This window comes from Verrucosispora sp. WMMA2121, assembly GCF_027460185.1.
In the GTDB taxonomy this organism is placed as follows: domain Bacteria; phylum Actinomycetota; class Actinomycetes; order Mycobacteriales; family Micromonosporaceae; genus Micromonospora; species Micromonospora palythoicola.
On sequence record NZ_JAPZBH010000006.1, the window covers coordinates 233486 to 245827 of the forward strand.

Annotated in this window: 9 protein-coding genes; 7 read left to right on the forward strand and 2 right to left on the reverse strand. The window is 69.9% G+C overall.

The window, feature by feature from the left end:
* Positions 1-216: 216 nt before the first annotated feature.
* From O7605_RS10060 to O7605_RS10070, 3 genes are all read left to right on the forward strand, one after another.
* Positions 217-861 (forward strand): hypothetical protein, encoded by a 645-nt coding sequence (locus O7605_RS10060; RefSeq protein ID WP_269738925.1) that lies wholly within the window; start codon positions 217-219, stop codon positions 859-861.
* 253 nt (positions 862-1114) lie between these two features.
* Positions 1115-2008 carry a hypothetical protein gene (locus O7605_RS10065; protein WP_269738926.1) on the forward strand — a complete coding sequence of 298 codons (894 nt, stop codon included), beginning with the start codon at positions 1115-1117 and terminating at the stop codon, positions 2006-2008.
* 249 nt (positions 2009-2257) lie between these two features.
* On the forward strand, positions 2258-3100 hold the full coding sequence (locus tag O7605_RS10070; RefSeq protein WP_269738927.1) for a transposase family protein: 843 nt from the start codon (positions 2258-2260) through the stop codon (positions 3098-3100).
* A gap of 197 nt (positions 3101-3297) precedes the next feature.
* Here the strand turns inward: O7605_RS10070 and O7605_RS10075 are convergent, their stop codons facing one another.
* On the reverse strand, positions 3298-3678 hold the full coding sequence (locus tag O7605_RS10075) for a cytidine deaminase (protein WP_269738928.1): 381 nt from the start codon (positions 3676-3678) through the stop codon (positions 3298-3300).
* Between the two features lie 134 nt (positions 3679-3812).
* On the opposite strand from O7605_RS10075, the gene hrpA reads away from it, so the two are divergent.
* The gene (gene hrpA, locus O7605_RS10080; protein WP_269738929.1) at positions 3813-7871 is read left to right on the forward strand and encodes an ATP-dependent RNA helicase HrpA; all 4059 of its coding nucleotides are present in this window, start codon (positions 3813-3815) and stop codon (positions 7869-7871) included.
* On the opposite strand, the gene O7605_RS10085 is transcribed toward hrpA, so the two are convergent.
* Positions 7868-8800 carry a LysR family transcriptional regulator gene (locus O7605_RS10085; protein WP_269738930.1) on the reverse strand — a complete coding sequence of 311 codons (933 nt, stop codon included), beginning with the start codon at positions 8798-8800 and terminating at the stop codon, positions 7868-7870. The two genes, hrpA and O7605_RS10085, sit on opposite strands and share 4 nt — an antisense overlap.
* Before the next feature lie 77 nt (positions 8801-8877).
* Between O7605_RS10085 and O7605_RS10090 the strand changes: the two genes are divergently transcribed.
* From O7605_RS10090 to O7605_RS10100, 3 genes are read left to right on the forward strand one after another with little or no spacing between them, the layout of a single operon-like run.
* Positions 8878-9570, forward strand: coding sequence for a succinate dehydrogenase cytochrome b subunit (locus tag O7605_RS10090; RefSeq protein ID WP_269738931.1), 693 nt, complete (start codon positions 8878-8880; stop codon positions 9568-9570).
* Positions 9571-9572: 2 nt separating this feature from the next.
* Positions 9573-11510, forward strand: a complete 1938-nt coding sequence (locus O7605_RS10095) for a fumarate reductase/succinate dehydrogenase flavoprotein subunit (RefSeq protein ID WP_269738932.1) — start codon at positions 9573-9575, stop codon at positions 11508-11510.
* Complete coding sequence (locus tag O7605_RS10100; protein WP_269738933.1) at positions 11507-12268, forward strand: succinate dehydrogenase/fumarate reductase iron-sulfur subunit; 762 nt, start codon at positions 11507-11509, stop codon at positions 12266-12268. Before O7605_RS10095 ends, O7605_RS10100 begins: the two co-directional genes overlap by 4 nt.
* Positions 12269-12342: the final 74 nt, after the last annotated feature.

Sequence of the window (12342 nt, forward strand, 5' to 3'; positions counted from 1 at the left end):
TACTCCGGAGAAGGGGACGACGGAGCCACGGACTCTAGTTGAAGATCACCTCGGGCGTGGTCCCCCGCCGGGGCACCTCGGTCACGGGCCGGACCCGCTTCGCGGCGGAAAATCCGGTCGCCGACACCCGGTTGGCCCCTTATCTGCCCTGGGCGATGTCAGAGTCGTCGATTAGAATGTATGTACTAATCGAGTTCCTGACCTGGGAGGATGCTCGTGACCGCGCCCATCTCCGCCCCCCTCACGCCGTACGCCACCCTCCTCGGTTTCACCCGGTACGTCGACCGCACCGGCCCGACCAAGGCCAGCTTCGTCGGTGGCCTACGCCGACAGCGGGCGAGCCGTTCCGGATTCAATCCGCACGGGCAGTTCGTGAAGGCGCTCAAGGCCGACATCGCCTTCCACACCGGCGGCACCCACCTGGCGCAGGTGGTCGACGTGGTCAAGCCCCGCTGGCGCCCGCTCTACCAGTCGCTCGTGCCCGGCGCGACGGCCTGGCTGCACTCCCTCGGCGAGCCCGCCGAGGTCGACCTGGCCCAGACCCGCGACGCGCTGGCCATGCTCGGCGACCTTCCGATCAAGATCAACCCTCACTTCGGCATCCGGTACGCCGACGGCCGCGCCGAGGCGGTACGCCTGCACTTCGACGAGGCCCCGCCCAGCGAGGAGGCGACCCTGGCGGCACTGCACCTGACCGCCCGTCACATGGACGCCGTGCTCCCGCACGCCGAGCCGGTCCTGGTCGACGTGCGCCGGGGCAGCACCCACCGGATGCCCGACAACGCCAGGCCCCACGAGATCGAAAGCTGGCTCGCCGGCGAGGCAGCCGCCTTCCGCGCCATCTGGTCCGCCGCCGCCTGACCCACCCCGCCCCGCTCTCCCCCGCCCCCTGCCCTGCCCTGCCGTGCCGTGCCGTGCCGTGCCGTAGAAAATCAGCAACTTCGGGGGAAGTGTCGCCTCGACGCACCCGGAAGCAGCACTTTTCCCGAAGTTGCTTGAGCAGTAGCGCCCCGGGGCGGCGGGGCGGCGGGGCGGCGGGGCGGGGTGGCGGCGGGGCGGCGGGGTTATCCACAGGGGCGGCGGGCGGTGCTTGCGGTCGTCCATGGTGGACGGCATGGCTAAATCCGCTCGGCGTCCGCCGCAACTGCGCGGGCGCGTCTTCCAGGGTTCCCGTGCTGTGGCCCGAGGGCTACTGACCCGGGGCGAACTACGCAGCCGGGCGTGGCGACCGGTCTTCCGGGACGTGTACGCCGACGCACAGCTCACGATCTCGCACCGCACCCGATGCCTGGCTGCGGCGCGGTGGGTGCTCCCACCCGGGGCGGTGATCGCTGGGCGCAGCGCCGCCGCGCTGTTCGGCGCCGGATTCATCGGAGACGCCGATCCGCTCGACATCCTCGTACCCGCCGGTTTCCGCTTCGGGCCGGTCGCCGGTCTGGTGGTGCACACCGGCGAGGTCGCCGAGGCCGATGTGCTGTCGCACGCCGGCATGCCGGTCACCACGCCGCTACGGACCTGCTGGGACCTGGCCCAGTGGCTGGATCCGGAGGAGGCCGTGGTGGTGGTGGACCGGCTGCTCGGCCAACAACTGGTACGCGCCGAACAGTTGCGGGAGATGGCGGACCGGCGTCGCGGCGCCCGGGGCTGGAAACGCATGCTTCGGGTGACTCAGCTGGCCGACCCGGGCGCGGAGTCGGCTCAGGAGTCGCGGCTGCGGGTGCGGATCGTGCTGGCCGGTGTTCGCCGGCCGGTCACCCAGTTCGTGGTAGAACGTGACGGCAGGTTCATTGCCCGGGTCGATCTCGCCTGGCCAGAGTTGAAGATCGCGGTTGAGTACGACGGACTCTGGCACGACGACCCGCAGCAACTCCATCGCGACCGGCGACGCCTCAACCGCCTGCTCGGCGAGGACTGGATCGTGTTGCACGTGACCGCCCAACGGCTCCGCGAGGACTTCGACGGCTTCCTCGCCGAACTCCGCCAGGCAATCTGCACCCGCACCCGCTGATCCCACCACCCCACGCACAAGCCCGAACGGGCACAAGCGCAGACGAGCACAAGCGCAGACGGCAACTTCGGGGAGCTTGTCTCATCCTGTTTGTGCTGGTGGGCGAGTCTTGACATGGGCATGGCAGGTGTTTGGTTGCAGGTCAGGGGCCGGATGATCTTTGTGGTGATCGTCTGACTCGGATTCCGCGGGAAGTCTGCGGCGTGGCGACCCGGGACATGAAGGAACCCTCGGCGAGGGTTGCTGGTCGTGACACACATCAATCCGCCCACCGAGGGCCACGAATTGGTCTACCAAGTCCGCCTGCCCGTGTCCAGTGACACTGTCGCGCTGGTGACCGAGGCGATACGCACCTACCGGCGGCAGGTGAAGTCCCGCTGGCGCAAACTATCCGACCTGCAGACCACCACGATCGTCCTGGCGGTACTGCGCCACGACCAGCGTCCCGCCGACCTCGCCGCCGCCCACGGGGTGTCCCACCACAGCGTCCGCCGCTGGGTCAGACAAGTCATCACCACCGTGGCGCGGATGGCGCCACGTCTGGACCGTGTCCTGGCGGCCGCCGCCCGCACCTACCACGAACAGCCACTCCTGCTCGACGGCACCTGCGTGCCCGTGCACGCACCCGCCGACAAGGCCAAAGAACGACGCCACTGGTGCCTGAAACACAAAGTCCACCACCTACGCGTGATGACCCTGACCGACCAACACGGCCGACTCCTCTGGCTCTCCGCGGCCACCCCCGCACGACTCCACGAAGCCACCCACGCCAAACGCCTGCACCTGCCCGCCCGCCTGCGCCACCATCACCTCGCGATCATCTGCGACCGCATCCACACCCGCCTCGACGACCAACCCACCACCAACCCCACCGTCCTCGTCGGCCGCCGCGCCTGCCGCAACCACAAACTCACCCCCGCCGAGAAAACCGCCAACACCCTGCTCGCCCGCGAACGCGTCGCCAACGAACACGCCCACGCCCACCTCAAGAACTGGCGCATCCTCACCCGACTACGCCACGGCTGGCACCACCACGCCACCACCCTGCTCCGCGCCCTACTCGTCCTCACCAACACCGAAATCAACCGCTGACCCAGACAAACGATCACCACAAAGATCAACTAACCCATGGCCTGCGACCAAACACCTCACACCACCACGTCAAGCCCCCACCACCAGCACAAACAGGATGAGACAAGCTCGGGGAAACTGCCGCCTCGGGCCGTGTCGAGGGGACACCTTCCCCGAAGTTGCACACGCCCGTGGATCAGGGGTGCGAGCAGGGCAGCCTAGTGGGGGGTGGGTGGGGTCAGGTCGGTGACGGGCACGACCTTCGGATCCTCGGGGTTGCCGACGATGACGCGTAAGGCCGGATAGCGGTCGGCCAGGAGCTGCCGGCAGGGGTCGCAGGGGGTGACGAGGGACCGGCCACGGTCGCCGACGGTGACGATTGTCTCCAGCTCTGCCACGCCCTGTGTGGCGGCGGTGCCGAGCGCGACCGTCTCGGGGCAGGCTCCTCCCGTGGCGTGCACCACGTTGACTGCGGAGATCACGCGACCGTCGGCGGTACGCGCCGCCGTGGCGAGGGTGTGGGTGGCGCTGCGGCAACGCAGCTTCGCCACCGCGCTGGCGGCCTGCACCAGCGCCCGATCGGTGTCACGCATCTTCATCGGCGTCCCCGTGTCCCGCTTCCAGCCCGGCGCCCAACGATAGACCGACCGGAGCAGCCGGCCCGAGCAGGCCGGGCACGGCCCGGGTAACCAGGAGGCGGACCGGCGGGCGGCTGCCTATCCTTGGCCACGACATGCAGAATCCAGCCTCACCCGCCGCGACCGATCCCGTCCGCGAGTTGCAGCGTCGACTGTCTCCGCTGATGTTCCGCGACCAGCGTCACCTGCGCCGCCGGCTCGACGGGCTGCGGAAGCTACACGACCCGCGGCGCCGCGAGTCGGTGCTGGCGGAGATCGTCGCCGAGACGGTTACGGCGGAGGGCCGGCTGGAGCGGCGGAAAGCCGCGGTACCGAAGATCGTCTACCCGGCAAGTCTGCCGGTCAGCGAGCGCAAGGACGACATCGCCACCGCCATCCGCGACCACCAGGTGGTGATCGTGGCGGGCGAGACGGGCTCGGGCAAGACCACCCAGTTGCCGAAGATCTGCCTGGAACTGGGGCGCGGCATCGGCGGGCTGATCGGGCACACCCAGCCCCGGCGGCTGGCCGCGCGTACGGTGGCCGACCGGATCGCCGAGGAGCTGGGCACCGAGCTGGGTGACGTGGTCGGCTACAAGGTGCGCTTCACCGATCAGGTCAGCGAGAACAGCCTGGTCAAGCTGATGACCGACGGCATCCTGCTGGCCGAGTTGCAGACCGACCGGATGCTGCGCCAGTACGACACGTTGATCATCGACGAGGCGCACGAGCGCAGCCTCAACATCGACTTCATTCTCGGGTACCTCCGGCAGCTCCTGCCCCGCCGTCCCGACCTCAAGGTGATCATCACCTCGGCGACCATCGAGACCGACCGGTTCGCCCGGCACTTCGCCGGGCCACCGACCGCCGAGCATCCCGACGGCGAGCCGGCACCGGTGGTGGAGGTCTCCGGCCGGACCTATCCGGTCGAGGTGCGCTACCGGCCGCTGGTCGAGGTCGCCGGAGGCGAGGAGGAGGACGCCGACGAGGAGAACGTCCGCGACCAGATCCAGGCCATCGGTGACGCCGTCGAGGAGCTGGCCGCCGAGGGGCCGGGCGACATCCTGGTCTTCCTCAGCGGTGAGCGGGAGATCCGGGACACCGCCGAGGCGCTCAGCAAGCTGGTGCAGAACAAGCGGTCCCTGCTCGGCACCGAGATCCTGCCGCTGTACGCCCGGCTCAGCGTCGCCGAGCAGCACCGGGTCTTCGCCCCGCACGGCGGACGCCGGGTGGTGCTGGCCACGAACGTGGCGGAAACCTCGCTGACCGTGCCCGGCATCAAGTACGTGGTGGATCCCGGCACCGCCCGGATCTCCCGCTACTCGCAGCGGCTGAAGGTGCAGCGGCTGCCGATCGAGCCGATCTCGCAGGCCAGCGCCAACCAGCGCAAGGGTCGCTGCGGGCGTACCTCGGACGGCATCTGCATCCGGCTCTACGACGAGCAGGACTTCGACTCCCGCCCCGCGTTCACCGATCCGGAGATCCTGCGGACCAACCTGGCCTCGGTCATCCTCCAGATGACCGCCATCGGTCTGGGCGACATCGCCGCGTTCCCGTTCATCGATCCGCCGGACCGCCGCAACATCACCGACGGCGTGAATCTGTTGCACGAGCTGGGCGCGATCGACCCGACCGAGACCGAGCCGAGCCGCCGCCTCACCTCCCTCGGCCGGCGGTTGGCCCAGTTGCCGGTCGACCCCCGGCTGGCCCGGATGGTGCTGGAGGGGGAACGCAACGGTTGCGCCACCGAGGTGACGGTGATCGCCGCGGCCCTGTCGATCCAGGATCCGCGCGAGCGGCCGGCGGAGAAGCAGGCCCAGGCCGACCAGGCGCACGCCCGGTTCGCCGACGCCGAATCCGACTTCGTCGCGTACCTCAACCTCTGGCGGTACCTGCGGGAGCAGCAGCGGGCGCTGTCCTCCAGCGCGTTCCGCCGGATGTGTCGGGCCGAGTACCTCAACTACCTGCGGGTCCGGGAGTGGCAGGACATCGTCAGCCAGCTGCGGCAGGTGCTGCGTACCCCGGACGACCGGAACCGGGGACGCGGCCGGCGGGGCGGCCCGGACGCCGCGCCCGACGGCGGCGGGCGGCGTCAGGGCGGCGCGGACCTGCCGGAGGAGATCGACACACCGAAGGTGCACCAGTCGCTGCTGCCGGGCCTGCTGTCGCATGTCGGCCTCAAGGACGCGCAGAAGCACGAGTACCTGGGCGCGCGCGGAGCGAAGTTCGCCCTGTTCCCGGGCTCGGCGCTGTTCCGTAAGCCGCCCCGCTGGGTGATGGCCGCCGAGCTGGTGGAGACCTCCCGGCTCTGGGGGCGGGTGAACGGGCGGATCGAGCCGGAGTGGGTCGAGCCGCTCGCCCAGCACCTGGTCAAGCGCAGCTACAGCGAGCCGCACTGGGAGAAGAAGCAGGCGGCGGTGATGGCGTACGAGAAGGTCACCCTCTTCGGCGTCCCGCTGGTCACCTCACGCAAGGTCAACTTCGGCCGGATCGACCCGACGCTGAGCCGGGAGCTGTTCATCCGGCACGCGCTGGTCGAGGGCGACTGGTCCACCCACCACCAGTTCTGGCGGGACAACCAGCGACTGTTGCACGAGATCGAGGAGCTGGAGAACCGGGCTCGGCGGCGCGACATCCTGGTCGACGACGAGACGATCTTCCAGTTCTACGACGAGCGGATCCCGGCCGAGGTGGTCTCCGGGCGGCACTTCGACAGCTGGTGGAAGAAGACCCGGCGGGAGCGGCCCGAGCTGCTCACCTTCACCCGGGAGCTGCTGGTCAACGCGGGCCGCGGCGGGCTGGACGAGGCCGACTACCCCGACCAGTGGCGGGCCGACGGGGTGGCGTTGCCGCTGACGTACACGTTCGAGCCCGGCGCCCCGACCGACGGCGTGACGGTGGACATCCCGCTGCCGTTGCTCAACCAGGTGCCCGCCGAGAGCTTCGACTGGCAGGTGCCGGGGCTGCGCGAGGAGCTTGTCGTGGCGCTGATCCGGTCACTGCCGAAGCCGGTACGGCGCAACTTCGTGCCGGTACCCGACTACGCCCGCGCCGCGCTCGCCGCGATCACCGTCGGCGAGGAGCCGCTGCTGGACGCGCTGACCCGGCAGTTGCGGCGGATGACCGGGGTGACCGTGCCCCGGGACGCGTGGGATCTGAGCAGGCTGCCGCCGCATCTGCGGGTCACCTTCCGGGTGCTCGGTGACGACGACGAACCGGTCGCCGAGGGCAAGGACCTGCCGGCCCTGCAACGCCAGCTCAAGGCGGAGGTACGCCAGGTGGTGGCCGCCGCCGCACCGGAGGTGGCCCGGTCGGGGCTGACCGGTTGGGAGATCGGTACGCTGCCGCGCACCATCGAGCAGGTCCGGGCCGGGTACGCGGTGACCGCCTACCCGGCGCTCGTCGACGAGGGCGCGACGGTGGGCGTGAAGGTGTTCGACTCACCTGGCGAGCAGGAGGCCGCCCACTGGGCCGGTACCCGGCGGCTGCTGCGGTTGACCGTGCCGTCACCGGCGAAGTTCCTCCAGGGGCGGCTGAGCAACGAGGCGAAGCTGGCGTTGTCCCGTAACCCGCACGGCGGGGTGCAGGCGTTGATCGAGGACGCGGCCGGCGCGGCGATCGACAAGCTGATCACCGACGCGGGCGGGCCGGCCTGGGACGAGGCGGGTTTCGTCGCGCTGCGCGAGAAGGTCCGGGCCGAGCTGGTGGACACGGTGGTGGCGGTGATGGACCGGGTCCGGGCGGTGCTCGCCGCCGCGTACGCGGTGCAGCAGCGCCTCGGCGCGACGCGGAACCTGGCCGTGGTGGCCGCCCTGGCCGACATCCGCAACCAGCTCACCGGCCTCGTCCACGCCGGTTTCATCACCGAGGCCGGGTACGCCCGACTGCCCGACCTGCTGCGTTACCTGACCGCGATCGAGCGTCGACTGGACCGACTGCCGAGCAACCCCGCACGGGACAAGCAGCAACAGGACCGCGTCGCGGTGGTGCAACGCGAGTACGACGAGTTCCTGGCCGCCCTGCCCACGGCGCGACGCTCGTCGCCGGCGGTGCGCCAGATCCGCTGGATGATCGAGGAGCTGCGGGTCAGCATCTTCGCCCAGGCTCTCGGCACCCCGTACCCCGTCTCCGAACAACGCATCTACCGCGCCATGGACGACGCCGAGAACGGTTAGGGCAGGGGTTCGACGCCAGGGGGGAGTTGGCGGGTGGCGGTGGCGGTGTGGATGTAGTCGAGCAGGATACGGCGTAGTTCGCGGCCGGCGTGGGTGGGTACGGCGTCGCGGCGGCGGGCCACCGCGATGGTGCGGCGTACGCCCGGTGGAGCGAGCCGGGTGACCCGGATGCCGGTTCGGCGGGCCACCACCATGCCGGGTACCACGGCGATGCCCAGCCCGGCCTCGACGAAGCTGAGCACCGCGTCCATCTCCCCGCCGTCCACCGACAGGGTCGGTTCGAAGCCGGCGTCCCGGCACGCCTGGAGGGTGGCGTCGCGCAGGTCGTAGCCCTCCCGGAACATCACCATCGGCTGGTCGCGCAGGTCGGTGATGCGCAGCTCGGCACCGGGGATGGCGGTGGGCACCGGGTCGACCGAGGCGACCACCAGGTTCTCGGTGAGGATCGGATCGGCCCGCAGGCCGGCGTCGGTGCCCTGGCCGGGCATGATGATCAGCGCGAGGTCGAGGTCGCCCCGGAGCAGGTCACGGACCAGGTCCTGCGAGCCGCCCTCCTCCATCCGCAGGTCGACGGTGGGGTGGGCGTCGCGGAACCGGCGGAGCACCGGCGGAGCGAGCGAGGTGGCGAGGCTGGGGGTGGCGCCGAGGCGTACCCGGCCGCGCCGCAGGCCGACAAGTTCCTGCACCTCGCGGGTGGCGGTCTCGACGTCGGCCAGGATCCGGGTGGCCAACGGCAGCAGCACCTCCCCCGCCGCGGTCAGCGTTATGTTGCCCCTTACCCGCTCGAACAGGGGTGCGCCGAGGGTGTCCTCCAACGCGTGAATTTGCTTACTCAACGACGGCTGGGTGATGCCCACGAGGTCGGCCGCCTGGGTGAAATGTCGTACTTCGGCCACCGCGACGAAGTACTTCAGCTGATGGAGCTGCATCTACATAGCTTATGGCTATCAAGACTGCGGTGTCGATGCATTGGACGACTGATCGAAGTCCTCCTAGCGTCGGTCGAGTGGTAGTCACGACGAGAACCCGGTCGCCCATCCGATCGAATGTCGGCCTCAAGGCCGTCATGGCGGTGACGGGCATCCTGCTGGTGCTGTTCCTCATCGCCCACATGCTGGGCAACCTGAAGATCTTCTCGGGCGCTTCCTCGTTCGACCACTACGCGCACTGGTTGCGCGACATCGGCGTGCCGCTGCTGCCCAGCGCCGGGTTCCTGTGGATCCAACGGGTCGGCCTGCTGGTGGCGGTGCTGCTGCACATCTGGGCCGCCACGGTGCTGGCGTTGCGGGCCCGCGCCGCCCGCCCGGTCCGCTACGCCCACCGCAAGAAGGTCCGGGGCAGCTACGCGGCCCGGACCATGCGCTGGGGCGGCGTGATCATCCTGCTCTTCGTGGTCTACCACATCCTCGACCTGACCACCGGCACGCTGAACCCGGTCGGCGACCCGTCCCGCCCGTACGCCAACGTGGTCGCCGACTTCGCCCCGCAGCGCTGGTACGTCACGGCCTTCTACACCCTGGCGATCGTCGCGCTCGGCTTCCACCTGCGGCACGGCGTGTTCAGCGCGCTGCGCAGCCTGGGCCAGCAGACCCCACGCGGCGAGCAGCGGGCCCGGGTGGTGGCGCTGGTCTTCGCCGTCGTGCTCTGCGCCGGCTACCTCGTGGTCCCGTTCGCCGTACTCACCGGATTGGTGTCCTGACCATGGATCTGTTCACCGAGGGCGACCCGATCGCCGACACCAGGGCTCCCGACGGGCCGATCGAGACCCGCTGGGAACGCCGCCGTTTCGAGGCCAAGCTGGTCAACCCGGCCAACCGCCGCAAGATGACGGTGATCGTGGTCGGCACCGGCCTGGCCGGCGGTTCCGCCGCCGCCACGCTCGCCGAGCAGGGCTACCGGGTCAAGTCGTACTGCTACCAGGACAGCCCCCGCCGGGCGCACTCGATCGCCGCGCAGGGCGGCATCAACGCCGCCAAGAACTACCGCAACGACGGCGACTCGGTGCACCGGCTCTTCTACGACACCGTCAAGGGTGGTGACTTCCGCTCCCGCGAGTCGAACGTGCACCGCCTCGCCGAGGTCTCGGTCAACATCATCGACCAGTGCGTCGCCCAGGGTGTGCCGTTCGCCCGCGAGTACGGCGGCCTGCTCGACACCCGTTCGTTCGGTGGCGCGCAGGTGCAGCGCACCTTCTACGCCCGGGGCCAGACGGGTCAGCAACTGCTGCTCGGCGCGTACCAGGCGTTGGAGCGGCAGATCGGCCTGGGCAACGTGGAGATGAACGCCCGGCACGAGATGCTCGAGCTGATCGTCGTGGACGGCAAGGCCCGGGGCATCGTGGTCCGGGACATGGTCACCGGCGAGATCACCACTGAGTTCGCCGACGCGGTGGTGCTCGCCTCCGGCGGCTACGGCAACGTCTTCTACCTCTCGACCAACGCGAAGGGCTGCAACGTCACCGCCACCTGGCGGGCACACCGCAAGGGCGCGTACTTCGCCAACCCCTGCTACACCCAGATCCACCCGACCTGCATCCCCGTCTCCGGTGACCACCAGTCGAAGCTGACCCTGATGAGCGAGTCGCTGCGCAACGACGGCCGGGTCTGGGTGCCGAAGGTCAAGGGCGACGACCGCGACCCCCGTGACATTCCGGAGGACGAGCGGGACTACTACCTGGAGCGCATCTACCCGTCCTTCGGCAACCTGGTGCCCCGCGACATCGCCTCCCGCGCCGCGAAGAACGTCTGCGACGAGGGCCGGGGCGTCGGCCCGACGAAGCTGGGGGTCTACCTCGACTTCGCCGACGCGATCGACCGGCTCGGCCGCAAGGCCATCGAGGCCAAGTACGGCAACCTCTTCGAGATGTACGAGCGGATCACCGGCGAGGACCCGTACGAGGTGCCGATGCGGATCTACCCCGCCGTGCACTACACGATGGGCGGCCTCTGGGTCGACTACGACCTCCAGTCGACGATCCCCGGCCTGTTCGTCATCGGTGAGGCGAACTTCTCCGACCACGGCGCGAACCGGCTCGGCGCCTCGGCGCTGATGCAGGGCCTGGCCGACGGGTACTTCGTGCTGCCCAACACGGTCGCCAACTACCTGGCCGCCGGTCCGTTCGAGAAGGTCGACGCGACCCACCCGGCGGCCGTCGAGGCCCGGCGCGACGTGGAGGACCGCATCCAGCGGCTGCTCGCGATCGACGGCGACCGGACGGTGGACTCGTTCCACCGCGAACTGGGCCAGATCATGTGGGAGCACTGCGGCATGGAGCGCTCCGAGGCCGGGCTGCGCAAGGCCATCGACGAGATCCGCGCGCTGCGGGACCAGTTCTGGCAGCGGGTCCGGGTGCCGGGCAACGGCGAGGGGCTGAACCAGTCGCTGGAGAAGGCCGGCCGGGTGGCCGACTTCTTCGAGCTGGCCGAGCTGATGTGCATCGACGCCCTGCACCGGGAGGAGTCCTGCGGCGGCCACTTCCGCGCCGAGCACCAGACCCCGGAGGGCGAGGCGCAGCGCGACGACGAGCGGTTCGCGTACGTCGCGGCCTGGGAGTTCACCGCCACGGGTGAGCCCTCGGTGTTGCACAAGGAAGACCTGAACTTCGAATACGTCCACCCCACGCAGCGGAGCTACAAGTGAACCTGACCCTGCGCATCTGGCGCCAGTCCGGCCCCCAGGACAAGGGTCGGATGGTGACGTACCAGGTCGATGACGTCTCCCCGGACATGTCGTTCCTGGAGATGCTCGACGTGCTCAACGAACGGCTCATCCTCGCCGGTGAGGAGCCGGTCGCCTTCGACCACGACTGCCGTGAGGGCATCTGCGGCATGTGCGGCCTCATGATCAATGGGGACGCGCACGGCCCGCAGCGCGGCACCACCGCCTGCCAGCTGCACATGCGGCAGTTCAAAGACGGCGACACGATCGACATCGAGCCCTGGCGGGCCCGGGCCTTCCCGGTCATCAAGGACCTGGTGGTCAACCGCACCGCCTTCGACACGATCATCGCCGCTGGCGGGTACGTCACCGCGCCCACCGGCAGCGCGCCGGAGGCGCACTCCGTACCGGTGGCCAAGGCCGACGCCGACGCCGCCTTCGAGTCCGCCGCCTGCATCGGCTGCGGCGCCTGCGTGGCCGCCTGCCCGAACGGCTCCGGCATGCTGTTCACCGCCGCCAAGGTCACCCAGCTCTCGCTGCTCCCCCAGGGCCAGCCCGAGCGTTACACCCGGGTGATCGGCATGGTCGACGCGCACGACGAGGCCGGCTTCGGCGGCTGCACCAACGCCGGCGAGTGCACCGTGGTCTGCCCGAAGGGCATCCCCCTGACCACCATCGGCCGCCTCAACCGCGACTACCTGGCGGCCACCACCCGCCACGCCGACACCCCCGGCACCTGACCCCCCTCTGACCGAATCTGCTCCGTTGATCATGAGGTTGGCGGTAATTGTTGATCTTCAAACTGCCGCCAACC

Excerpts from the sequence above, each read along its gene's own strand:
- O7605_RS10065 (WP_269738926.1), top strand. The coding sequence starts at position 1,115 with ATGGCTAAATCCGCTCGGCGTCCGCCGCAACTGCGCGGGCGCGTCTTC.
- O7605_RS10075 (WP_269738928.1), bottom strand. The coding sequence starts at position 3,678 with ATGAAGATGCGTGACACCGATCGGGCGCTGGTGCAGGCCGCCAGCGCG.
- hrpA (WP_269738929.1), top strand. The coding sequence starts at position 3,813 with ATGCAGAATCCAGCCTCACCCGCCGCGACCGATCCCGTCCGCGAGTTG.
- O7605_RS10085 (WP_269738930.1), bottom strand. The coding sequence starts at position 8,800 with ATGCAGCTCCATCAGCTGAAGTACTTCGTCGCGGTGGCCGAAGTACGA.
- O7605_RS10095 (WP_269738932.1), top strand. The coding sequence starts at position 9,573 with ATGGATCTGTTCACCGAGGGCGACCCGATCGCCGACACCAGGGCTCCC.